Source organism: Streptomyces sp. SM10 (assembly GCF_002910915.1).
In the GTDB taxonomy this organism is placed as follows: Bacteria; Actinomycetota; Actinomycetes; order Streptomycetales; family Streptomycetaceae; genus Streptomyces.
The window spans coordinates 1-22,692 of the sequence record NZ_NEUF01000135.1 but is presented as its reverse complement, the minus strand read 5'-3'; the positions used below and the strand labels follow the sequence as shown (position 1 = coordinate 22,692).

Genomic DNA, 22,692 nt, shown 5'->3' with positions numbered 1-22,692 from the left:
GTGCGGCACTCGGACCGCCTAGCGCCTCTCGGCCGCCGCCAGGACTCCCAGCAGGCTCTCCTCGGCGGGTACGAAGCCCCAGCGGTTCATGTCCATGTGCAGGTAGTGCAAGAGGAGGACGGAGCGCGGGACAGGGTTCCCGTCCGCCGCCGCGCCGTCGAGGGTGCGAACGACCGTGGCGACGTGGTCTCGTAGGGCCCCCCGGAGTCGATCGTCCAGGGGCGCCGCGCGCACGCCGGCGGCCGCGTGTGCAAGGAGGCCGCGGCGCTGGTCCTGGTCCGGTGCGCACATGGCCAGCTGACGGCCCCACTGGCGGCGGTGGGCCGTCCAGAACGCGGACCGCGCCTCTTCCCCGGTGAGCGCCGCCCGCACGAGGGAGCCCATGTATGCGACCGCCATGGACGCCCGGGTGAACAGCGGCTCCAGGGAGCCGGCCTGCTGCTCGATGTACAGGCGGCTGGAGGCGGTGAACAGCGCCTCCGCCCGCCGCACCCCGGCGGAGCCTCCGTACTTGGCCAGTTCCGGAGCGTACGACGCGCAGCGGGCCTGTCTGACCAGGGGCAGGCCCTGGGGTACGGAGCCGGGCACGAGGCGCTCGGCGGGGGTTGGGCCGGGCAGGTTATGGAGCAGGTCGACGAGTTCGGGCAGCCGGTCATGGACGTGGTCCGCGCCGTCCGGGGAGCAGGCCAGGCGGAGTCGCAGGTGGTGGCCGCTCATGTCCCAGTAGCGGGTGAAGAACCACGCGGAGGCGGCCTCCTCGACAGCTTGTGCGGCGAGCCAGGGGACCAGGACCCTGGTCGCCTCGTCCATGAGGTCGGGGTGGCCGGGGTATGCCCGTACGTACCACCAGTCCGTTCGGCGGGCGGAGTCATGCGGGAGGGTGGTCGTCATCGTCGCTGCTCCTCGTGCTCCTTCGGCCAGGACAGCAGCGCCGCGTGCTCTGTGACCCTGGGGCGACCGAGGTGGTCGCGCTGCGGTTGCCGCCCACGCGTGGGCAGGGCCTCCACCATTCGGATGTGGCGGGTGGACGGGCTCAGCCAGTGCCGCAGGACGCCCAAGGAGAGGGGCGAGGCCAGCGAGACCCACATGGGTTTGCGGTCCTGGGTGAGGCCGAAGCCTCCGCTACCGAGCTGGTGGACGAAGACCTCCTCGGGCATGCCGTGCTCGCGCCGGAACTCGTCCCAGCGGACGGCCAGTTCCACGTCATCCCGTCCGTCCGGCAGAGCGTCGGCGGGCACGATCCAGGAGGCGCGGGCGGTTACAACGCGTCCCTCGGGGCCGTCCGTGGCTCGGGGCAGGGCCACGACCTCGTCGCCGCAGTGGGCGCGGAGCCGGCCGGCCTGCGTCAGCGTGTAGTCGGAGTGCGGGGAGCCGTTGACCCAGGGGTCGGCCAGCACCGCGAGGAGACGTACGTACGACTGGAGGAGGTGCTGCGGGATGAGCCCCAGGTAAGCGAGACCCACGGGTTCACTGTCGTGGTCGAAGAGGGACAGGGTGTGGGTGGCGGGATCATGTACAAGCACCGTGTCGTCGAGCGTGAGAGCGTCGGGCGCGAGGGTCTCGGGCGGGCCGACCTCACCGGGCAGCACGAGCGGCGGGAGGAGGCCGCCGCACTCGGCCTGCACGGTGTTGCAGTCGGTCCACACCACCAGCTCCCGGCAGCGCACGCCGGCTCGGGAGCGTTGGACGTGGTCGGTGAGGCGGTCGCGGAAGCCGTCGCCCAGGAGCCGTCCGAAACGGGTGAACAGTGCGCCACTGCCCGCCCCGAACTGGTTGACCACCAGCTGGTGCCGGGCGGCTGCCGCGTCGTCCTCACTGTCGGCCTCCAGTTGGAAGAAGACCCCGGCGTTCGGTGGTGCGCTCGTCGGCCCGACCGGCAGCCAAGCCCGGTCTCCGGGGTTGTCGCGGCTGGTGATGTCGGCGTACAAGGCGCGCTCGAGTGGAGGGTTGGCGTCGCGGTCCACAGTGAGTCGCATGAGGAAGCCGAGCGGATCCCGGCACACGCCGCCGGGCCCGTACTCGGCGACGAAGCCGTCCAGCAGGAAGTCGTATAGATGCGAGCGGAAGATATACGGACGCATGCGCTCACCCAACCTGGTGAGGTCGGCGCGTACGGCGGGCGCGGCCAGCGGGTCGGAGAGGGCCAGGTCGGTCTCCCGGTCCTCGTAGATGAGGCCACTGGGCTTCCGCTCGCCCGGATCGCGGTGCTCGTTCCAGCCCCCGGTCAGGGTCTGCAGGTCGCCGGCTGCATCGATCCGGTTCCGTATGGTCTCGTGGTGGGCACGGGCGCCCAGGTCGTGTGCGCGGACCAGGTCGCTCTCCGTGATCGGCGCGTCCTGGTCGCCCACGAGCGCGGCCAGGGCGGGCAACGGGTCCTCGCCGCGCAGCCAGGGCGGCACCGGATGGATGAGCCCCGCGTCCAGGAGGCGCCGGAACCGCGCGAAGGGACGGGCCCCGCCGAGGTGGACAAGTAACTCCTCGAGAGCGACGGCACCTCGGCCCTCGGCGTCGACCGGCTTGAACCCCGCCAGCGTCCGTGCCCTGTGGTCTGCCTCGATCGCGCGGTCGTGGCGCCAGACGACGCCCTCGGTGGTGACGACCTCACTGTGCAACAGCAGGCCGTCCGGCTCGGTGGGGGTGCCCTGGCGAATCGGCGCTACGCGGTAGCTCAGCAGCCCCGCCGTCCGCTCGTCGCGGGCGAGGCGGCTCAAGGCCAGGTAGGCGAGGGTGGCTGAGACGCGGCTGCGGGCCCGGCCCCCACCGGTGGTCCCTGCCTCACCGACCGTGGTCAGGCCGGAGAATGGGCTGGTCTTGACGGCAGCGCGGACGACGTACGAGTACAGGGTCTTGAGCTTCCTGGCCGAGCGCTCCTTGCGGTCGGCGTGCCGGATCCAGTCGGGCGCCGCGAGGGCGACGGACTCCGCGAAGCCGGGCACGTCGAGGGCCGCGTGGAAGTGACGGACCGCTTCGGCGCGGTCCACGGCCAGCCGTGCGCCGAGCTGGTCCAGCAGGTCGTGACGCTCCCGTGCGAGCCGTAACCAGGCGTCGAGCCCTGCGGCAGCCTCCGGGCCGGGAAGGCGCTGGCGGACGGCTTCCAGGACGGTGTCGTCCCACGGGAGCGGGTCGAGCCGGTTGACCGCCCGCTTGCCCGCCAGAACCTTGCGCCGCAAGGGCACGTCGTCGTCCAGCTCCGGTACCAGGGCGAAGAGGATGTCGGTGATCCTGGATGCCAGTTCACCCGACTCGGCGGTCGTACGGGCCAGTTCGTCCAGGAGTTTGCGTGTGGTGGACGCCACCAGATCCAGCGCGTCCGCGGGGAGGCCCGCCACCCGGGTCAGAAGGAGAGGGGAGATCGACACGGCGCGAGACATCGAGGATGCGTTTGGGCTCTTCATCACCGGCCCACCATCGACAGGGCAAGATCCAACGTGACCGGGATCGTATGGAACATCGCGTACGCCAGGAAGCAGCCGTACGCGACCGACGCCAGCGCGTACGCCATGTGCCAGCGCCGGGGGCCGGGACCGAAACGTGCGAGGTGCTCGGGCAGCGGCTGCCTCCTGACAGTGTGGCGCAGCAGCGTGAACGCCCTGCCCCGCATGTTCGTCAGCCCGGCCGCCGCTTCCAGGGCGGTGTAGCCGTCGCTGGGCATCAGCGGGTTGAGATTCACGACCAGCAGGAACATCTGCATGCCCAGCAGGTACGTCGCCGTGTGCTGGACGAGGCCGCTGGAGTTGAGCGCCACGAGCCCCACCAAGCCGCAGACCCACCCGTCGCTCAGCACTCCCGCCATGGCCAGAAGCACCCGGCCGCCGCGGCCGCGCACGCGGTAGGCGTCCGTACGGTCCACGTACGCGACCGGCATGAAGTAGAAGAGCAACGCCACCCCGAGACCCCGGATAGGCACCTTGAGGTATTGGGCGACGATCGCGTGGGCGCTCTCGTGCGCGAGGACGATCAACAGCATGACGCCCGTCGCGATGATGAACGCCGGGCCCGCCAGGTCCTGCAGGCCGGGGGTCGCGGTGAAGAGGGTGTGGAAGCCGAACGTGTACCCGGTGGCCGCGCCCAGCGTGGCGAGCACGACGATGAGGCGGGCCGGCAGTGCGCGCAGGACGCGGGCCACCGGCTCCAGCACCGTGGGCAGCGAGCGGGTGAGCACGACGCGCGGCATCAGCATGGATGTGCGGAATCGCTTGCCGCCAGGACCGGTCCCGGTCCCCTGGTCTGCGCGTTCGGTTCCCTCCAGCAGCCCGCCGTGCTCCAGTCCCGCGAGGAAGGTGTCGAGCTGCCGCGAGAACGCCTCGGCACGCACCTGATCCACGCGGGCGCTTCGGGAGAAGTGCGCCACGAGGTCGTCGCGGGTGCGTGTGCCGTCCAGGTAAGCGAGCAGCGCCTCACCGGCGCGCGTGATGCGGTGGTAGTGCCCGGTGACCGGATCGAAGATCAGCGGAATGTCGTCCATTCCGCGGATGACCTCCAATCCCTCCCGGAGCTTGGGCGGTGAACTGATCACTGTTCCTCCTGTACGTGCACCCCCCCGGGGTCAAGCGGGTGGCAACCACCCGCTTGACCCCGGCCCTGCATGGCAGGATGCTGCGGAATTGCGAGGACCTTCCGGTCCGACGCCGGCGGGACGGTGCCGAAGGTGTCAGCCAGTACGGCACCGCCCGCCGGGCCTGGTTACCCGTAGGTCGAGGCCGTGGTGAAGCTCGACGCGGAGGAGGCCGGGCAGGACGCCGAGCTTGCGGACGTCGCGCTGGCGAAGGACCCGAGGGCGCTGCCCTCCGGCAGCTCCTCGACGGTGAGCTCGTCGTCCATCGCGTACAGGTCGAAGAGCGTCTCGGTCGTGAGGTCGTGATTCATGGTTGTCACTCCTTTCGGGAGAGTTGTGACCGTGCTGTGGTGCGCGGTGGCACCTGCGGCGCGATCAGCCGAACGTGGAAGCCGAGCCCACGCTGGCGGCGGAGGTCGCCGGGCAGGACGCCGTCGACGCGGAGGAGGCGGAGAACCAGCAGCCGAGGGCATTGCCCTCCGGCAGCTCCTCGACGGCGAGGTCACCGTCGAGGGCGTACAGGTCGAACATGTCCTCGGTGGCGATGATGTCGTTCACTGATCTACTCCCTTCTTGTTGTGGTGTAGCGATGCGCCAAGTGCTGCTGCCGACTTGTCGGTACGAGTCGTCAGCCAGTGCAGTTGGCGGTCATGACACTGCCCGCGCTGCTCACCGGGCAGCTCGCGGTCCCGGCGGTGGAGGCGGTGCTGAAAGTGCCCAGTGCCACCCCCTCGGGGACCTGCTCCACGAACAGCCCCTCGTCGCCCGGATCCACCAGGTGCAGATCGAGCTCCGTCATGTTGATGTCGCTCATCGGATGCCTCCGGGGCGGCTCAGGTGTAGGTGGAGAAGGACGTGAACGAGGACGCGGACGTGGCCGGGCACGAGGCGCTGCCGACGGTTCCGGCCGTGGACACCGACGCCAGCGCGTTGCCGTCCGCCAGGGTCTCCATCTCCAGGGAGTCCTCGAGCATGTCGTCGAGGACGTACAGTTCCAGGTCAGCCATGGGGAATCCCCCTTCTGTTTCGGTCGGGGGCTATTAGCCCGTGCATTGGGCGGTCATGATGCTGCCCGCGGTGCTGGCCGGGCAGCTCGCGGTTCCGGCGGTGGAGGCGGTGCTGAAGGTGCCCAGTGCCACCCCCTCGGGGACCTGCTCCACGAACAGCCCCTCGTCGCCCGGATCCACCAGGTGCAGATCGAGCTCCGTCGAGCCGAATTCGCTCATGCGGTATACCTCCCTTCTGTTTTCGCGGCGGTCACCGGTGGCCGGTCGGCCCCGGGAGCTTGAGGGGCGGCGGCAGCGAGGCGGCGCCGCCCAGGGCGAGAGCGAAAAGCTGATGGCGGGCCGCGCCGTCGCTGCGGAGCGGCTGCCGCACCGACGCGGGGATGAAGCCCGCGAAAACCGTGCCCACGAGGCCGGCTGCGACGGCGTCGAGCCACATCGTGTACGCGGCGGCCGCTGCACGGCCCATGAGCATGCGATAGCCGTGCGCTCCGGGGATGCGGCTCGCCCGGTCGAGGTCGGCGGCGATCGAGATGATGGCCGCCGCATCGCAGAACTCCCGCTGGAGCGTGAGGCCGTGCAGTGCTTCCGGATCGGGCAGTGGGGCCACCGGGGTGTACGCGCGATCGCCGGCGTCCAGGCGGAACATGCCCGGCTCCAGGCCGTCGAGACGGAACGCGACGATGTCGGTCTGGAGCGGGCACCGCTCCTGCTCGTCCGGCCAGGTCGCCCGGTCCGCATCGATGCCGCTCGCGACGACGTCGGCGAGGAGGGACGCCGCGACCGGGCCGGGGTCGAAGACCCTGGTCGAGGTGCGACGCTCAAGCGTCGTGAGGAGGGAGGCCCTGGGGTGGTCCAGCCCCTCCGCCTGGTCGAACCGGACGGGCGGGCCGAGCGGTACGGGGGCAGGGCTCGCCGGCTGCGGTCGTGTGGCGTCCCTGTCAACGAGGGCCGGAACCGGGTCGCGCAGGGCGGTGATGAGTTCGGCTGCCAGGTCGTGCGGGTTATTCACTTGCTGCCTCCCCTACTGCCTATGCGGCCGCCCAGGTCGATGACCGCGGTGATCGGTTCGACGTCGGGATTGATCCCGAGCGCGGTGGCGACGACTTCGTCGTCCCATCTGGGGCGCGGCGCCAGGCCGATGTCGAGCGTGTGGGCCGCGGCCCGGGCGGTGGCCTGGGCGCAGCCGCTGTCCAGCAGGACGATGCGCAGTGCGAAGGCCGAGTACTTGCGGGCCACCTTGAGGAAGTCACCGGTCAACACCAGGGTCACCGGGGCGTCTCCCGTGACCGCGCCGATGTTGGAGGACAGCCGGGCAAGGCGATGCTCGGTGGCCACGTAGCCGTACACGCCGGTGGGCAGGCCGGGGACATCCCGTACGACCGCGTACGCCGTGACGGAGCCGATGTTGCCGCCGCTGGCCGTCCACCGGGCGACCTTGTCCTTATGGTCGGCCTTGATGCCGGCGGTGACGGACAGGAGGAGGGACACGGCGGCCGCGTCCAGGACTGCCGGGGCAGCTGGCTGGCCAGCATCCAGGCGGTGGTGCCCGGGTGGGGGCAGCTCCACGGCCTGGGCGACCGGCCAGGTGCGGGAGACTCGTTGGAGGGCCACGTTCGACGGCTTGTAGTGCATCTGGTGCGCCTTCAGGTCCGCGAACTCCTTGGGCGGCATCGCGACCGATGCCTCGAAGCGGGTAGCCAGCGAGGCCCGCTCCAGAGGTGTGCCGTCCGGAGCTTCGGCGGCGGAGCAGCGGGGACACCCGGGCCGGGTCGCAGAGGAGGCGTCCTGGTGGCCCAACGTCTCGAGGTCCACGACACGCCAGCGCATGGGCAGCGGTGAGGGCGTCGTACGGGACACCATGGCGAAGAGGTCGCGGGCGAAGAGCGAGGCCGCGAGCTGGTGGTCACCGGGCATCGCCATCCGCTTGTCGGAGGCATCCCCGGCAGAGAGACACTCCAGGCAGGGCGTGTTGCGTGGATCGACCAACGGACCGAGGGCGGCCTTGCGGCCGTGGACCCGCAGCCGGAGCAGCGGAAGGCCCTTTCCCCAGCAGTGGTCCGCGAGTGCGGCGCCGTCACGCCCACCCTCCGTGCGGTCCTCGACTTCGGATTCGGCCCACACCACGAGGGTCGTCCCTTCGGAGGGCCATCCGCCTTCGCCCCGGCGTACGGGCAGGGAGCCACTGAGCTCCTCCTCCAGCAGCACGGCCAGGCCAGGGTCGCCGAAGATCTCGACGGACGCGTGGCGAAGTCGGGCGGCGGCCTGTTCCCATGAGGCGTTGGCCTCGGTGGCGCTGCCCACCCGGGACAGGAAGTCGGCGAGCCGGTCGTCTACCTCCCCCACCACCAGCGCGGTCTCCGTCCCTGTCTCGGGCGGGCCCTCCTCGATCACACCGGAGGCCCACAGCAGCGACAGCGCCTTGAACACGATCTCCTCGGGGCGCCCGAGCCGCACCGCAAGGTCCCCGTGGGTGCGGTCGCCGTCAAGCAGGTCAAGCAGGGCGGGCAACAGGTCGGAGGCCGACCTGCCCCGGAACATCTGCTTCTTCGGCGTACCGGTCACCACCACCTGTTCCGGTTCGGCGCTGATCACCAGGCCCCGGCGGACCCGGGGGCGGCGGGGAATCCGCAGCTGCGGATCGAACCGGGCGGCGGCGCCGATCGACTCGGCCGTGAGCGTGGACCGTTCAATCACTGGGTCGTCCCTCCTTCGACCGAGGCAAGCGTGCGCCACAGCTCGTCGCTGGTGGCCCGCCCCCGGCAGCGCGTACAGCGGTCCACTGCGACCACCGACGACCTGCTCGTGGCTCCGCTGATCTGGTCAAACCTGCGTACGGTCCCGCCCAGCCCCTCGTCCGCGGGAACGCGGAACACCTCGTCCACAGCCTGGTAGGCAAAGGCGCCGGCGATGCCCACGTGGTGGACGGGGTAGCCCGAGGGGTGGCGGTCGTCAGCGGACGCGGCAGCGGCGGGACCGGAACGCCGGTGCTGGTCGCGGCGACGTACGAAGCATTGGTGGCACGCGGTCCGGCCGGGGATCACGACCGGGCCGCACTGGACCTCGGTCGCGGTGGCGTGGACCCCGAACCACGGCACGCGCCACGCGAACGCCGCACGGTCCAGGGCCTCGGCGATACGAGGCCGCTCCTGAGCGGTCGCCAGCACGATCAGATCGGCATGCGGCCACAGGCTCGGGTGCGTTCCGTCGTCGATCTCCTGGAGCGTGACGGGATACACGCGCTCCAGGCGCCGCGCGATGTCCTTGCCATAGGCATCCGAAGCGAGGACGAGCAGTTCACGGTTCATGTCGCACCTCACGCGAAGGGCTGCGGATGGGGGTTGATGCCGGCCTCGTCGTGCACCGGGTGGCCCATGGCGCGCGGAGCGTCGTAGAGCCGGGGGTGGGCGAGGTAGCGGGCACGGTGGGCGAAGGACAACGGCATCAACTGGGGCACCATGACGCGGACGACAGTGGCACCCACCTGCCGAGCCTCGTCCGTGGTGAGGTCCACGACCACCACCTCGTACCCGGCCGCCGCCATCCGCTCCAGCAGCCACGGAAGGGGATCGGCGCCCACGCTGGGGCGGGGCAGCTCGGAGAATCGGTGGACTGGACGCTCGCCCTCCAGCAGGAAGTCGAACTTGTGGCGTTGGTCCCGCGGCCCGGCCAGCAGTGCTCCGTCGATAACGCTCACGGTGTCTTCAGGCCGCTCCGGGCGGTTGCTGCGCCCGGCCATGGAACGTAGCGCGATGCGCAGGGAAGCGGCCTCGCGGTAGAGCTTGGCGACGGCCTTGCCGGGGTCGCTGTCGCAGGTGGCGACGACCAGTTGCGCGAGGTCGCGGTCGTGATCGGCGAGCTGCACCCCGTACACGACAGGGATGCCCAGGTCGGTGGTGGCGTCGAAGAGCAGAGTGCGGACGTTCTCGGATGTCCCCCGCTTCACGAACGCCCGTTGCTCGGCGGACAACTCGTCGAGATCGACTTCCAGGCGCGGAAGACGGAGCCGCTGGAGCCAGGTCAGGGCGATGGAGTCGCGTTCGACGACCTCCAGCAGGCCGTTGGCGACAGCGGCGAGCGGGTCGGCGTGGGTGGCGCATCCGGTGGAGGCGGGGTGAACGTGGCGCTCGGCGGCAGACTCCGGGGAGCACTTGAGGTAGACCTGGACAGCAGGGACGTAGACTTTCCGTCCGCGGGTAAAGGACCAGCCCTCCACCCAGCGCAGAGGTACCGCGGGGTCGGCGGGTATCAGCCCGCAGCGAGGATCGGCGAGTTCAGCCGGCGAGCAGGTGGGCCAGTCCCACGGCGGGATGGCGTCCTTGCCCAGCTCGGCGGCGGTGGCCCAGATCATGCCGCGCGGGTCCCAGGCGATGGAGGAGTACCTCTCCAACGACTCGGCGGCCGCGAGATGAGCGGCTGTCTCCCGGTCGAGTGCTCCTCCGGCTCCGTCGAAGTTGCCCGAGGTCGGGTCGTGGGACCATGCCGATTGGCTGGCGAGTACGGCCCCGGGGTTACCCAACGAGCCGGAGTAGACCTGGAAGTCAGGCTCCCCCTCGGTGACGGGCAGCCAGGTCAGCCGGGACACGAGTCCGTACGGCGACACCAGCTTCCCCATCGCGCGCAGGGACGCGGGCACGGATGCGCTGAGAGGCGTCGCTTGAAGCGTCCTCATAACCGGCCTCCTTGGTCGAATGTGATCGAGCGTGGTTGAAGAGCTGCAGGTACTGCCAGGAAGTAGCGCGACTGCCCGTCTCGCGGGCCTCCCGCGAGTTTCCTCGTTGCAGATGGGATTTCCCGCGTATCCCGACCCGCCGCGGCGATCCGTTGGGATCTCTCGGGGCTGGAACGGGTCATGTGGAGCTGGCGTGGCGGTCGTTAACGTGTTTGACTCCGGTCGCGACAGCGCACGGAGGGGATGTGCGTCGTCGCGACCGGTTCCACCATCTACACGCGGTGGACCGGCTGACGCGCTGTTCACGGGGACCAGGAAATTTCCGAACGGGGGATGAACGGTTTGAACGAGGTGTTAGAGGAGAGCTTCGCGCAGTACGTCAGGGGTGCTCGCCCAGCACTGCGACGTAACGCTTTCGTCCTGGTGGGAGACTGGTTCACAGCAGATGATCTTGTGCAGCAGACCCTGATAGTCCTCTACCAGCGCTGGGACCGCCTGGAGCAGCACGATGCCTTGTCCGGCTACACCCGCACGGTCATGGTGCGGCTCTTCATCAGCGAGCGGCGGGCGCACCGCTGGACCCGCGAACTCCTTCACGACTCGCCGCCGGATTCCCAGCCGGCTCCGGAAGAAGCCGCCCGGGTCGGCGACCGCATCATGCTGCTCGGGGTGCTGGCCACCCTGACGCCGAAGCAACGCGGCCTGGTCTATCTGCGCTACTGGGAGGATCTGAGCATCGAGGAGACGGCTCAGATCATGGACTGCTCACCGGCCACCGTCCGCAGTTCCGCCTCCCGGACACTGCGCATCCTGCGGCAGCGACTGGGCAGTCTCGGTTCCGCGCCGGACACAACCCTCCTCGGCGCCGCAGCGGGTGAAACGCCCGGGCTGCCATCAGCTGAGATCGGCCAATAACCTGGGTTTCGGGAGGAGCTCGGAGCGGAAGAGCTGAGGGGGGACTCCCGGAGGGCCGGGAGCCCTCTGGTAGGGGACCGGCCGATCCTTCTCACATACTCTTGACGGACCAATTGCCCACGCCTCGCTCCTTCTCCCCCTACAGGATCAAGCCATGAATGAGACGCCGCCAGGCCCCTCCGTTGAGGGGGATCATGACACCTCCGAATCGTTCGGCTTTGTCCTGCGATCGCTTGTCGGCGGGGCTCCGGCCCCGGAGCCCCGCCTCAGCGACGACGAGCTGATCGCGGAGATCCGCAGGACGGACACTTCAGCCTGCAGCGCAACTCGCGACTGAAGCAGCAATCGAGCGTCTCGGCTGACACCAGTTCCATCACATCAACGACCAAGTAAAGGCCGATGGCTCCCGCTGCGCGGTGTGGCCGATCCCGGTGGGGCAGCGCACCGCTTCTGTGAGGTCTGTGCGGTGAACGGTCGGGTGGCCCAGGGGCGAGATTCCCCTGGGCCACCCGACCGTTGGCTGGACAGGCCCGCTGTCGCCCAACAGCGAAGCAAAGGGTCAGTCTCGTACGTCTCGCTGCTGCACTTCCTTGAGGACCGCCGCCACCGTGGCGAAGTCGTTGTCCACGTGAAGCACCGTGTGCCCGTGATGGACCGCTGTCGCACATACCAAGAGGTCGATGGCTCCGGCGGCGCGGTGCTGTGCCCGCTGGGTGAGCTTGTACTGCGCGGTGTCGACCCAGCGCCATGCACTCTTGGGAACCGGCGAGAGATGGCAGAGATCATCCAGCTCTTCGGCCAACTCGTCCCGATGGGCCGGGCTTGTAGCCGAGTAGAGGAACTCCACCCTCGTGGGCTCGCAGATATGGAACACGCCGGCGGCGATGTGCCCTTCCCACGACCGCAACGCACCCGGCGTACGGAAGAGATGCCACAGGGCGGACGTGTCGAGGAGGTACGTGATCACTCGAAGGCTGCCCGCCGGGCGCGCTTGGCATCTGCATGCGCCGCAGCCGCGGCCTCGAACTCGCCCCGCTCGCCCCGCGCGGCCAGCTTCTCGGCAGCCTCCAGCCGCTTGACGCGCGCCACGTAGTCCCGCAGAGCCCCGTTGACGGTCTCCTTCTTCGTCGATGCACCCATGAGCCGCATCGCCTCGGCCAGCGCCTCGTCATCGAGATCGACCTGAGTCACAGACATACCAGCCAGCCCCTCACTACAAGTCCATGATGTACATAATCATGATACGTCACCAACATTCACGGTGCGAGCTCATGGCGTGATGCAGACCAGGTGCAGAGGGGGCGATGTCGCGCCGATACGGCGAGTGCAACGTGCCCCTCAACGGCCGTGGGACCGTCCCGCGATGCTCCCACGGAGGCGTCGGTACAAAGTCCCAGGTCAAAGCGCTTTAAAGCTCGCCTTCGCCGCGCGAGGACCCGCGTTCGCCACACCATCGTGAGGCGAACGCCACACGCAAAACGCCCCCGGAAAACACGTTTCCCCAGGTCAGAACGTTTCTGCCTGGGGATGCCGAGTGGGGCGGGTGGGACTCGAACCCAAAAGCGTGATGCCTCTCACCTGCGACGATGCCAAAACAACGAACAAAGCTACCCGTTTCCACCCTGCTGGATCTCGCTCGATCCAGCTCCAACGGGAACCGTGCGGCGTTCGCCGCACCGCATCCGCTGCGAAGCAAACCCGGATGGCAGCTCTCAAACGGTCCACGTCTCATCTCGGTCGGCGCGCGAAGAATCCCTTGACCCCAAGCGTACGGAAAGCCCAACCGGGCATGTCGCCGCCCGCATCGAAAGGGCAGACGGTCAATCCCAGTTACAGGAATCAGATCGAGTTCCGACGGCTGGAACCTCGAGTACGCCGGGGTTGCCCTGAGCCCCAGCCTCCAGATGTCCACGATCAAGGGGAAGCGTCACCGCCGAACTACCACCTGTCCTCCTGCGCTTTCGCATGCCGACGTGGACGGCATCGAGACCACCCGCGTCATCATCGCAGCGGGCGGACGCTCTCGAGTCCTGATCCTCACGGCATCGCGGCCGGTTCGGGCGTTCCGGTCCCAGCCGGTGCATACCGGCAGCCGCGCATCGTCAGGCTGTCGGGACCGTGCGGTCAGGGCAGCAGGGTTCCGGTGGTGACTGGGAGAGCGATGCCCGCGGCGATGCCCAGGGCGAGTGAGAGTGCCGCGGCGAGGTAGGCGGTACCGGCTGCCCAGCGGCCGAGAGCGGCGTGGACATGAGCGGGTGCGGGGTCACCGGTGGTGAACAGGGGGGTGAGCCAGCGCAGGTAGTAGAAGAGGGAAGCGACGGTGTTGGCGACAGCCAGGGCGGCGAGCCAGGCGAGGCCGCCGTCGATGGCGGCGCTGAAGATTTCGATCTTCCCTAGGAAGATGCCGGTGGGCGGTGTGCCGACCAGTCCGAGAAGGCTGACGACCAGGACTGCGGCGAGTGCGGGCCGGCGAGGGGCGAGCCCTCGGTAGTCCTTCAAGGTGCGGGCGTGGGGCAGTTGCGTGACGACCGCGAACGCCGCCAGGTTGGTGGCGGCGTAGGCGGCCAGATAGAACAGCAGGCTCTGCTGGGCGAGGTCGGTGCGGGTCGCGAGGGCGAGCGCCATGAGGAGGTAGCCGACCTGGCTGATGGTGGAGTAGGCGAGGAGGCGTTTGACCGAGGTCTGGAAGAACGCGGCGAGGTTTCCCAGGGTCATGGTCGCGGCGGCCAGGATCGCCATGAGCAGTGGCCAGTTGACATCAATGCCCGGCATGGCTTGGTGGAGGAGGCGGTAGCCGGCGATGAGGCCGCCGATCTTGGGCAGGGTGGTGACGTACGCGGCGACCGGGGTGGGGGCGCCGTCGGTGACGTCGGGGACCCAGAAGTGTGCTGGGACGGCGCCGATTTTGAACAGCAGTCCGGCCAGTACGCCGATGAGTCCGACGGCGACGAGTCCGTACGGTGCCGTGGGCAGTGCGGTGTGCAGGTCACGGTAGAGGGTGGCGTGGCCGGCGCCGTACAGGAGTGCGGTGCCGGCGAGCAAGACGGTGCCCAGCAGGGCTCCCATCAGGTAGTACTTCAGGGCGGCTTCGGTTCCGCAGCCGTCTTTGGCGAAGCCGGCCAGAGCGTAGGCGGGGATGCTGGCGAGCAGGTAGGCGGCGAAGAGCGTCAGGAGGTCGTTGGCGCCGGTCATGGCGAGTGTGCCGGCTCCGGTCATCAACAGCAGGACCCAGTACTCGCTCTCGCGTTTGTGGGAGCGGACACTCTCCACGGACATGCCGATGACCAGGAGCAGCCCGCCCAGGACGGTCAGGCGTCCGGCGTCGGTGGCGGTGTCGACGGCGAAGGTGTCGGAGAAGACGGTCTGTTCGCGGCTGGTGGCCATGGTGACGGCGGTGGCGATCAGTCCGACGGTGCAGGCGGTGGCCGCCAGCACGGCCACGAGCCATTGGCGGCGGCGGGGCAGCCAGGCACCGGTGAGCAGGCCGATGACGGCGGCGCCGAGGAGGGCGAGTTCGGGGGTGAGTGCGGTGAGGTTCTCGTTCACCGTGCGACCAGGCTGGTCAGGGTGTGACTGGCGGGTTCGATGACGTCCAGCAGCCAGCGTGGTGCGATGCCGATGACCAGGGCGAGGGTGAGAAGGGGCACGGTGGCCAGGGCTTCGGTGCGGGTGAGGTCGCTGATGCCACCGGTGGGGATGGTCTGCGGCAGGCGGGCGGTGCCGAGGAACATGGTGTTCAGAGCGCGGAGGAAGAGGGCGGCGGTGATGACGATGCCGGTCAGGGCGATGGCGGTGGCCGCGGTCTGGGAGGCGAGGGAGCCGGTGAAGATCTGGAATTCGGCGATGAATCCGGAGAAGCCGGGGATGCCCAGGCTGGCGAACGCGGCGACGGCGGTGGCAGCGGCGAAGCGGGGGCTGTGGGCGGCGAGCCCGGAGTAGGCGTCGATGGCATAGGTGCGGCCACGGTCGTACAGGACCCCGGTGAGCAGGAACAGCGAGCCGGTGATCAGGCCGTGGCTGACCATCTGGGTGACCGCGCCGGTCACGGCGAGCTGGCGGGCCTGGGTGTCGGTGCCGGCCAGGGTTCCCGCGGCGCCGACGGCCAGGATGATGTAGCCCATGTGGTTCACGGATGTGTAGGCGATCATGCGTTTGAAGTCGGTCTGCGCCAGGGCGACCAGTGCCCCGTAGACGATGGAGACGGCGCCGACGATGACGATGACCAGGGCGTAGTGGCGCCAGGAGCCGGGCAGCAGCGGCATGGCGATGCGGACGAACCCGTAGGTACCCATCTTCAGCAGGACCCCGGCCAGGATCGCCGACCCGGCGGCGGGTGCCTCGGTGTGGGCGGGCGGCAGCCAGGTGTGGAACGGCACCGTGGGTGTCTTGACCGCCAGCCCGATGCCGATGGCCAGGAGGACCAGTCCGGCGTACAGGCCGCGGCCGGCGAGGGGGTTGATGCGGGTCAGTTCGACGATGTCGAAGGTGTGCGGGGTGGCGGCGAGGTAGAGGCCGATGAAGCCCAACAGGAGGGCCAGGGAGCCGACGAAGGTGTAGAGGAAGAACTTCAGCGCTGCCGCGCGGCCACGCTCACCGTGCCCCCAACCGGCGATGAGGAAGAACATGCCGACGATGGACAGGTCGAAGAAGACGAAGAACAGGATCAGGTCGAGGGCGACGAACAGGCCGATGCTGACGGACTGCAGGAAAAGGAACAGGCACACGTAGGCGCGCACGCGCCGGGTCTCACGCAGCGAGTAGACGGCGACAGCGAGAAAGAGCACGCAGGTAAGGGCCACCAGGGGCAGGGAGAGACCGTCGACGCCGACGTGGTAGCTGACCCCGGCCCCCGGGATCCAGCGCACGCGCTGCTGGTCCTGCATGCCGCCGTCGGGGTCGAAGCCGGCCCACAGCGTGCAGATCAGCGCGAGTTCGGCGGTCGCGGTAGCGATCCACACCCAGGTGCAGACACGGTCGGGCACTGCGCGCGGCAGAAGGGCCAGCGCTGCGCAGACCAGCAACGGCAGAAACGTGATGACGCTCAGCAAAGGAGTTACCTCACCAACAGCACGATCAGGGTCAGCACCGCGAAACCGGCCGCGGCTTGGGCGTAGTACTGGTGCAGCAATCCGGTCTGCGGGAGACGTGCCCAGCGCCCGAGGCTGCGGGCACCGGCCGCGACGGCTCCGACAGCTGCGTCGATCCCGCTGTCGTCCAGCTTTCGGCTCCGGCGGCCGGCGGCGAGAGTGCCCCGTGCCACCCCGCGAACGGAGGTGTCGATCCCGTCGTCGTCCAGACGCCGGGCGAGACCGCCGGCCATGAGAGTTCCCCGCGCCACCCGTTGCACGCCTGCGTCGACGACCCGGTCGTCGAAGGAGGCAAGCGCCCGGGCCAGCTTCATCACAGGCCGCGCGACAACCAGATGCGCGGCCTGCTCCAGATACATCCAGCCCGCCGCCCACCGCACTGCCCGCCCCCGCAGAGCCGGAGGCCGCCGCGCCCGCCACCAGGCGATCGCTGCGGCGGCCAGGGCGACACCGGCCGAAAGGCCCAGCTCCCACGGGGCGGGGGAAAACTCCTCACTGACGCCGAGCAGGCCGCGTAGCCACGCCGCGGGAGTGGGCAGCGCCAGCACACCCAGGGTGGCCGCCACGCCGACGAGAACCATCAGAGGGGCAGGCGTCGTGCGGGCGACACAGCGGGTGCCGCGCTGCTCCGTGTCGTACGCGGTGTTCGCGTCGTCGGGAACAGGCCGGGTGACGTACCAGAGTGCTTTGACGCTGTACACGGCGGCGAGAGCCGCTGCCGCCAGGCCCACCACGTACAGGGCCGTGTTCTGCGTTCGGGCCGTGGCGAGCACCTCGTCCTTGGCAGCCCACAGCGACAGCGGCGGCAGCCCGGCCAGGGCCAGCGCACCGACCGTGAAACAGGCGCCGACCAGCCGGTACCTGCGGGCGGCGCCGCGCAGCGCGCCGAGCTGCTTGGTGCCCAGCGCGGTCAGCCACGCCCCGGCCACAAGGAACAAGGCGGATTTGGTGGCGGCGTGGGCGACGAGCTGAGTGACGCCGCCGGTCACGCCGCCGCTGCCGGCGGCCAGCACCATGAACCCGATCTGCGCGGCCGTCGAGGCCGCCAGCAGCTGCTTGAGATCGCTCTGGGCGACAGCGACCGCACCGAGCAGCAGCGCGGTGGCCGCTCCCGTCCAGGCCACCAGCGGCCCGGCCCAGCTGGTGGCGGCCAGCAGCGGCTGCAGACGCAACAGGAGGTAGGCGCCGGCAGCGACCATGGTGGCCGAGTGCAGCAGCGCGGAAACCGGGCTGGGGCCCTGCATGGCGCGCGAGAGCCAGAAGGAGAACGGCAGTTGCGCGGACTTGCCCAGAGCTGCCACCACAACCCCGGCGGTCACCACGTGCAGCCACGGTGAGACTGTGTGGGGCAGCCCGTCCAGGCTCAGGGTGCCGGTGCCGCCGGCCATCGCAGCGCCAGCGGCCAGATACAGGCCCAGATCGGCGGTCCGGGTGGTCAGGAACGCGGTGTCCGCCGCCCGCACCCGCTGCGGTTGGCGCCACCAGTAGCCGATCAGCGCCCAACTGACCGCCCCCATCAGCTCCCAGGCCATCAGCAGCAGCGCCAGCGTCGTCGCGGTGACGGTGACCAGCATCGAGCCGGCGAACAGCAGCAGCAGGCCGAAGAACCGGCCCCGGTTCTCCCTCTGCCCGAACTCTCCGGCAGAAAAGACCACGACGGCGACGGTGACCGCGGCGACGGTGAGCACCATCACCGCGGACAGACCGTCCACCGCCAGTCCGGCACGTACCCCGCTGAACAGCGGAACACCGGCTTCCGGCCGGGTCAGTGCCGCGGCAACGGCCAGCCCCAGCGTGGCCACCGACGCCGACACCCCCAACAGCGGGGCCAGCCGGTTCACGTGCCTGCCCGCCACCGTCAGGAAGGAGCCTGCCACGAGAGGAACGGCGACCAGCAGCCAGATCAGGACACTCATCCCTTCAGCTCCTCGGCCATGTCAGTCATGTCGACCTGCCGGGAGCGGAAGATCGCGGTGGTGACGGCGAAGCCCATGGCCATCTCGACCGCCATCGCCACGACCGCCGCCACGATCACCACCTGGCCGCTCGGAGCAGCCGGGGCCAAGAAGTGCCAGAAGTCGGCGGTGGCGACGATGACTCCCCCGATCATCAGCTCGATCCCCATCATGATCATGACGATGGACTGCTGCGACAGCGCCCCGAACAGGCCGGTACAGAACAGGCCCGCGGCCAGCACCAGGATCAGTTCGAAGGTCATCGGCCCACGGGCCTTGACCCCGAATCCTGAACACGGGTTATGCGGCTTGTGCCAGCGTAGTTGGTATGCGGTGGAGGGCGTTCTCGAAGGCGATCGGTGATCGTTGTCCGATGCGGGAGTGTCGGCGTCGGGTGTTGTAGCGGTGCAGCCATCGGAACGCGTCGAGGCGGGCCTCGCGCTCGGTCGGCCAGCTCTTTCGTCCTTGCAGGGTCTCGCGTTTGAAGGTCGCGTTGAAGGACTCGGCGAGTGCGTTGTCCGCGCTGGACCCGACCGCGCTCATGCTCCGCCGAACCCCCGCTGACCTGCAGGCTTCGGCGAAAATCCTGCTCGTGTACTGAGCTCCGTGGTCGGTGTGCATGATCGATCCGGCGAGGCTGCCGCGGGTTCGGATCGCCGCGGCCAGGGCGTCGGTGACGAGGTCCGCGCGCATGTGGTCGGCGATCGCCCAGCCCGCCAGACGGCGTGATGCGAGGTCGATGACGGTCGCCAGATAGCAGAACTTCCCGCCCTCGATGGGCAGGTAGGTGATGTCGCCGACGTACTTCGTGTTCAGCCTGTCCGCGGTGAAGTCGCGGCCGATCAGGTCCGGCGACTTCACCGCGGCCGGGTCGGGGACGGTGGTGCGGTGCCGGCGACGCAACCGGACCCCTTCGATCCCGGATTCCCGCATGATTCTGGCGACGCGCTTGTGGTTGACCGCGACACCGTTCTCCTCGCGGAGCTCGGCGGTGATCCTCGGGGCTCCGTAGGTGCCGTCCGATTCCTGGTGCACCGCCCGAATCCGGGCGGCCAGCTTCGCGTCGGCCACCTGCCGGGCGACCCGGTCGGCAGCCGTCCGGCGCCAGTAGTAGAAGCTCGAGCGGCTGACGCCAAGGATGCTGCAGAGCCGCTTCACGCCGTAACGGCGCTGGAGGTCGGCGACACACTGGAAGCGGTTCACCAGCGCGTCTCCCCGGCGAAATACTTCGCCGCCTTCCTCAGGATCTCGCGTTCCTCCTCCAGCTCACGGACCTTCTTCCGCAAGGCGGCGTTCTCCGCCTCCAGCGGGGCCGGCGGCAGGGCCGGTTCCTGCGTCCGCCGTCCCCGGGGACGGCTCACCCCGGCTGCCCGAACCCAGTTCCGCAGCGTCTCCGGGTTGATCCCCAGATCGGCTGCGACCGACCTGATCGTCGCTTCCGGCCGCGACTCGTACAGCGCGACCGCGTCCGCCTTGAACTCCGGCGGATAGTTCTTCATGACCACGAGATGTCCGTCCTCAGATCCTCAGGATCCAGTGTCTCGTGTGTCCAACATCCGGGGTCAAGGCCCGCTTCCTGCCGACGATCTTCTTGCCGGCGTCGATACCCTGGCCTGCTGCGGGAACGCTGATGGAGGTCTTGACGCTCTGGGTGTCGATCACGCAGGCCGTCGGCTCGGCGTCCCGGCCTTCCTTCTGAACTTGCCGCCGCTGCTCTTCTGGTCGGAGGTCGCGTGCCCGTTGGTGTCGAGGTAGCCACCGTAGAGGTTCCGCAGGTAGGCCAGATCCCGCTGGCCACGTTCGCGCCCACCGCCCTTGCCGACGGCTGAGAGGATCTGCCAGGTTCCGGTTCCCTCTCCACGCGTGGGCGAACTCGCCGTCGACACCTCGTACTTGGCCCCGTCGCGGGTCTGTCCGGACAGCGTGCAGGTGAGTTCGGTCAGGGGCATTGCACGATCAAGATCTGTCTGGGTTCGTCACGTGAGGCCGAGAGCCCGTAGGGGCCGGTGGTGGTCGCGGCCGGTGTGGTGGAGGACGGCGGCGAGTCGGTCTGGCCGTCCCGGCGGAAGACGCTGATGGCGAGGTTGCGCAGGGAGGCCATGGCGCGGGGCAGGGTGCCGGTGCGGACCTTGGAGTCGTCCTCGCGGAGCGTGCGCTCCCGGACGTGATGGAGAAGGTTCTCGATACCCCAGTGTCCTCTGATCCGGATGGCGAGCTCGGTGCAGGTGGCGTCGAAGACAGTCAGGCCGGATCAGGTAGACGCGCTCGATGGTCAGCTTCCCGGCACTCAAGTCACCTCGCCAATGCACGACTTGGATGGCCTGACGGGCAGCCGGGTGATCGAGGTGGCTGAAACCTCATGGCGGTGGTGGGCACGGCCACGGGTGCGGTGCCCGAGCGGGACGTCCCTCCAGGGCAGCACTGCGACCTGGGCATACAGGCCCGGATGGTTCTTCGATTGGCACCGTGGTCGTGCTGGGCGTGCAGGGCGTCGACAGTCAGCAGCACGGGTCAGCAAGACGGGACGGGAGGACCGCGACCAGACCTGCAAAAATCATCCACAGTTTTCTGAATTCAGGATCGCATGTACTGTCGTAGGGTGCTGACTGTTGCATCCGACATCGAGGTGCTGGCCCGGTTTGGCCGCGCACTCGCCGACCCGATCCGCTGCCGCATCCTGCTCGCCCTGCGGGACTCCCCTGCCTACCCGGCCGACCTCGCGGACGCCATCGGCGTCTCGCGCACCCGGCTGTCGAACCACCTTGCGTGCCTGCGTGACTGTGGCCTGGTTGTCACGGTCCCTGATGGCCGGCGCACCCGCTACGAGCTGGCTGACGAGCGCCTCGGCCATGCACTGGACGACCTGCGCACCGCCGTGGTCGCCGTCGAGACCGACCGGACGTGCACCGACGTCGACGAGAAGGGGTGCTGCTGACCATGACCGCAGAGATATCCCTCTCCGTCGGCCCCAGCCCAGCCCGACGGAATATTTCAAGTCCAGTGAGACGGTTGTGGCGCTATGAGGTTTGTGGTGCGGGTTCACGTCGCTTGGCCGGGTCGTTGATCCAGGCGGTCTGGGGTATTGCGGGTGGTCGGGGGCGGCGGCCGAAGCGTTCGGGGTGACGGGCGTAGGCCCCGGTGAGGGTGACGGCCCGCTGGTCGCGGACCTCCTCGGCGGTCCCGAAGTGCACGCTGGCCGGCGTGTGCCAGCCGATGCCCGAGTGCCGGTGCTCGTGGTTGTAGTACGCGATGAAGGCGTCGAACCACTCGCGGGCGTGGGTCAACGAATCGAACCGTTCGGGATAGTCCGACATGTACTTCGTGGTCTTGAACTGGGCCTCGCTGTAGGGGTTGTCGTTGGAGACCTTCGGCCGGGAGTGCGAGCGTGTCACCCCCAGATCGATCAGCATCTGGGAGACCTTCTTGGAGGTCATCGAGGTGCCGCGGTCCGCGTGCACGGTGTCGGGCACGATCCCGTTGCGGGCGATGGTCTCGCGGATCAGCTCCTCGGCCCGTTCGGCTGATTCGGCCCGTTCAACGGTGTGGCCGACGATGTAGCGGCTGAAGATGTCGATGATGACGTAGGCGTGATACCAAACGCCCTTGGCCGGTCCGGCCGCCTTGGTGATGTCCCAGGTGAACACCTGCGACGGGGCGGTGGCCACCAGCTCGGGCACCGCCCTGGCGGGGTGGGTGGCCTGCCGCCGGCGTTCGCCGGACTGGCCCTGCTCGCGCAGGATCCGATACATCGTCGAGACCGAGCAGTGGTAGCGCCCGGCGTCCAGCTCGCGGGCCCAGATCTGGGCGGGCGCCAGTTCGGCGTACTCGTCGCTGTTCATCAACTCCAGTACCGCAGAGCGCTCTTCGGCCGTCAGCGCCGAGGGTTGCACTTGCGGTTTCCTGGGTTTCCGCTGCGGCGGGGGCCGCAGCCTGCGGTAGTGAGTGGCCCGCGACCGGCCGGTCAGCCGGCAGGCGGCGGTAATGCCCAGCTGGTTCTCGACACCCGTGAACGCGGTGTCCACCACCGGGTCGACGACGTGTCTCAGTCCGCGCTCTCGGAGATCATTTCCAAGAGCGCAGAAGCTTTTCCCATCACCTCGAGCGCGGCCTTATTCCGGGCCAGGTCCTTCTCGAGCCGTGCCACCTGCTGCCGCAGCTTCTCGTTCTCCACCTCCGCGGCGGACTTCTTCGCGCGGGCCGGGCTGGTCCGGCGGTCGACCAGGTTTTCCAGGGCCCCTGCATCCCGGGCGGCCCGCCACTCCTTGACATGCGAGTGGTAAAGCCGTTCCCGGCGCAGGACCGCACCCTTCTCGTTCCTGGGCGCCGCGTCGTACTCGGCGACGATCCGCAGCTTGTACTCCGAGGTGAAACTGCGGCGCTTCGGCCTCGGCGCCGGGTCGGACCCGGCCGTTTCGGTGCTGGTCATAAGGGGCGATTCTCCTGTCGTGCCTTCTCAGGCTAACCCGACAGAGCGGGATGTCTCACCCAAGGCTGGCAGAGAGGG

General features: G+C 69.2%; 25 protein-coding genes and 1 pseudogene. 2 read left to right on the top strand and 24 right to left on the bottom strand.

Features of this window, described 5'->3' with window-relative positions; genetic code table 11:
- Nucleotides 1–18 precede the first annotated feature (18 nt).
- The 12 genes from B9S57_RS21880 to B9S57_RS21825 form a co-directional block, all read right to left on the bottom strand.
- Nucleotides 19–891: a thiopeptide-type bacteriocin biosynthesis protein gene (locus B9S57_RS21880; RefSeq protein ID WP_103517264.1), complete on the bottom strand. Its 873-nt coding sequence runs from the start codon at nt 889–891 to the stop codon at nt 19–21.
- Nucleotides 888–3,371 carry a hypothetical protein gene (locus B9S57_RS21875; protein WP_146057786.1) on the bottom strand — a complete coding sequence of 828 codons (2,484 nt, stop codon included), beginning with the start codon at nt 3,369–3,371 and terminating at the stop codon, nt 888–890. The genes B9S57_RS21880 and B9S57_RS21875 overlap by 4 nt, the downstream gene beginning before the upstream one ends.
- Before the next feature lie 23 nt (nt 3,372–3,394).
- Nucleotides 3,395–4,465, bottom strand: a complete 1,071-nt coding sequence (locus B9S57_RS21870; protein WP_146057785.1) for a hypothetical protein — start codon at nt 4,463–4,465, stop codon at nt 3,395–3,397.
- A 218-nt stretch (nt 4,466–4,683) separates the two neighbouring features.
- On the bottom strand, nt 4,684–4,866 hold the full coding sequence (locus tag B9S57_RS21865) for a thiocillin family RiPP (RefSeq protein ID WP_103517261.1): 183 nt from the start codon (nt 4,864–4,866) through the stop codon (nt 4,684–4,686).
- Nucleotides 4,867–4,930: 64 nt separating this feature from the next.
- Nucleotides 4,931–5,113 (bottom strand): thiocillin family RiPP, encoded by a 183-nt coding sequence (locus B9S57_RS21860; RefSeq protein ID WP_308457413.1) that lies wholly within the window; start codon nt 5,111–5,113, stop codon nt 4,931–4,933.
- A gap of 70 nt (nt 5,114–5,183) precedes the next feature.
- Complete coding sequence (locus B9S57_RS21855) at nt 5,184–5,369, bottom strand: thiocillin family RiPP (protein WP_103517260.1); 186 nt, start codon at nt 5,367–5,369, stop codon at nt 5,184–5,186.
- Nucleotides 5,370–5,388: 19 nt separating this feature from the next.
- Nucleotides 5,389–5,562, bottom strand: a complete 174-nt coding sequence (locus B9S57_RS21850; RefSeq protein WP_103517259.1) for a thiocillin family RiPP — start codon at nt 5,560–5,562, stop codon at nt 5,389–5,391.
- Nucleotides 5,563–5,595: 33 nt separating this feature from the next.
- Nucleotides 5,596–5,781 carry a thiocillin family RiPP gene (locus tag B9S57_RS21845; protein WP_103517258.1) on the bottom strand — a complete coding sequence of 62 codons (186 nt, stop codon included), beginning with the start codon at nt 5,779–5,781 and terminating at the stop codon, nt 5,596–5,598.
- A 31-nt stretch (nt 5,782–5,812) separates the two neighbouring features.
- Nucleotides 5,813–6,571, bottom strand: a complete 759-nt coding sequence (locus B9S57_RS21840; RefSeq protein ID WP_103517257.1) for a nitroreductase family protein — start codon at nt 6,569–6,571, stop codon at nt 5,813–5,815.
- Nucleotides 6,568–8,256, bottom strand: coding sequence for a tpaE (locus B9S57_RS21835; RefSeq protein WP_103517256.1), 1,689 nt, complete (start codon nt 8,254–8,256; stop codon nt 6,568–6,570). The genes B9S57_RS21840 and B9S57_RS21835 overlap by 4 nt, the downstream gene beginning before the upstream one ends.
- Nucleotides 8,253–8,867 carry a TOMM precursor leader peptide-binding protein gene (locus tag B9S57_RS21830; RefSeq protein ID WP_146057784.1) on the bottom strand — a complete coding sequence of 205 codons (615 nt, stop codon included), beginning with the start codon at nt 8,865–8,867 and terminating at the stop codon, nt 8,253–8,255. Before B9S57_RS21830 ends, B9S57_RS21835 begins: the two co-directional genes overlap by 4 nt.
- A gap of 8 nt (nt 8,868–8,875) precedes the next feature.
- Nucleotides 8,876–10,231 carry a YcaO-like family protein gene (locus B9S57_RS21825; RefSeq protein ID WP_103517254.1) on the bottom strand — a complete coding sequence of 452 codons (1,356 nt, stop codon included), beginning with the start codon at nt 10,229–10,231 and terminating at the stop codon, nt 8,876–8,878.
- A gap of 351 nt (nt 10,232–10,582) precedes the next feature.
- Here B9S57_RS21825 and B9S57_RS21820 point away from each other — a divergent pair, with 351 nt between their 5' ends.
- A complete protein-coding gene (locus B9S57_RS21820; RefSeq protein ID WP_258036504.1) occupies nt 10,583–11,146 on the top strand; it encodes a SigE family RNA polymerase sigma factor in 564 nt (187 codons plus the stop codon).
- 559 nt (nt 11,147–11,705) lie between these two features.
- On the opposite strand, the gene B9S57_RS21810 is transcribed toward B9S57_RS21820, so the two are convergent.
- From B9S57_RS21810 to B9S57_RS34570, 10 genes and pseudogenes are all read right to left on the bottom strand, one after another.
- Entirely contained in the window at nt 11,706–12,113 is a 408-nt protein-coding gene (locus B9S57_RS21810; RefSeq protein ID WP_103517251.1) for a PIN domain nuclease, read from the bottom strand.
- Nucleotides 12,110–12,343, bottom strand: a complete 234-nt coding sequence (locus tag B9S57_RS21805) for a type II toxin-antitoxin system VapB family antitoxin (protein WP_103517250.1) — start codon at nt 12,341–12,343, stop codon at nt 12,110–12,112. Before B9S57_RS21805 ends, B9S57_RS21810 begins: the two co-directional genes overlap by 4 nt.
- A gap of 927 nt (nt 12,344–13,270) precedes the next feature.
- The gene (locus B9S57_RS21795; protein WP_103517249.1) at nt 13,271–14,692 is read right to left on the bottom strand and encodes an NADH-quinone oxidoreductase subunit N; all 1,422 of its coding nucleotides are present in this window, start codon (nt 14,690–14,692) and stop codon (nt 13,271–13,273) included.
- On the bottom strand, nt 14,689–16,194 hold the full coding sequence (locus tag B9S57_RS21790; protein WP_103517248.1) for a NuoM family protein: 1,506 nt from the start codon (nt 16,192–16,194) through the stop codon (nt 14,689–14,691). The genes B9S57_RS21795 and B9S57_RS21790 overlap by 4 nt, the downstream gene beginning before the upstream one ends.
- A gap of 5 nt (nt 16,195–16,199) precedes the next feature.
- Nucleotides 16,200–18,149, bottom strand: a complete 1,950-nt coding sequence (locus B9S57_RS21785) for an NADH-quinone oxidoreductase subunit L (protein WP_103517247.1) — start codon at nt 18,147–18,149, stop codon at nt 16,200–16,202.
- A complete protein-coding gene (locus tag B9S57_RS21780) occupies nt 18,146–18,451 on the bottom strand; it encodes an NADH-quinone oxidoreductase subunit K (RefSeq protein WP_103517246.1) in 306 nt (101 codons plus the stop codon). Before B9S57_RS21780 ends, B9S57_RS21785 begins: the two co-directional genes overlap by 4 nt.
- Nucleotides 18,452–18,488: 37 nt before the next feature.
- Nucleotides 18,489–19,693, bottom strand: a protein-coding gene (locus B9S57_RS21775; protein ID WP_103517245.1) for an IS3 family transposase whose coding sequence is annotated in 2 segments (ribosomal slippage) — nt 18,489–19,402 and nt 19,402–19,693 — 1,206 coding nt in all. Because the reading frame shifts where the segments join, the coding sequence is not laid out codon by codon here.
- 49 nt (nt 19,694–19,742) lie between these two features.
- Nucleotides 19,743–19,880, bottom strand: a pseudogene (locus tag B9S57_RS21770) (IS5/IS1182 family transposase); the annotation flags it as partial.
- Nucleotides 19,847–20,137, bottom strand: a complete 291-nt coding sequence (locus B9S57_RS34575) for a hypothetical protein (protein WP_103517244.1) — start codon at nt 20,135–20,137, stop codon at nt 19,847–19,849. The pseudogene B9S57_RS21770 and the gene B9S57_RS34575, both read right to left, overlap by 34 nt.
- Nucleotides 20,128–20,289, bottom strand: a complete 162-nt coding sequence (locus tag B9S57_RS34570; protein WP_181011433.1) for a hypothetical protein — start codon at nt 20,287–20,289, stop codon at nt 20,128–20,130. The genes B9S57_RS34575 and B9S57_RS34570 overlap by 10 nt, the downstream gene beginning before the upstream one ends.
- A 498-nt stretch (nt 20,290–20,787) precedes the next feature.
- Between B9S57_RS34570 and B9S57_RS21755 the strand changes: the two genes are divergently transcribed.
- Nucleotides 20,788–21,123, top strand: a complete 336-nt coding sequence (locus B9S57_RS21755) for a helix-turn-helix transcriptional regulator (protein WP_103517243.1) — start codon at nt 20,788–20,790, stop codon at nt 21,121–21,123.
- Between the two features lie 82 nt (nt 21,124–21,205).
- Here B9S57_RS21755 and B9S57_RS21750 read toward each other — a convergent pair whose 3' ends face one another.
- Both B9S57_RS21750 and B9S57_RS21745 read right to left on the bottom strand, forming a co-directional pair.
- Nucleotides 21,206–22,210, bottom strand: a complete 1,005-nt coding sequence (locus B9S57_RS21750) for an IS3 family transposase (RefSeq protein ID WP_258036497.1) — start codon at nt 22,208–22,210, stop codon at nt 21,206–21,208.
- Nucleotides 22,211–22,230: 20 nt separating this feature from the next.
- Nucleotides 22,231–22,614, bottom strand: coding sequence for a transposase (locus tag B9S57_RS21745; protein ID WP_103517197.1), 384 nt, complete (start codon nt 22,612–22,614; stop codon nt 22,231–22,233).
- Nucleotides 22,615–22,692 lie beyond the last annotated feature (78 nt).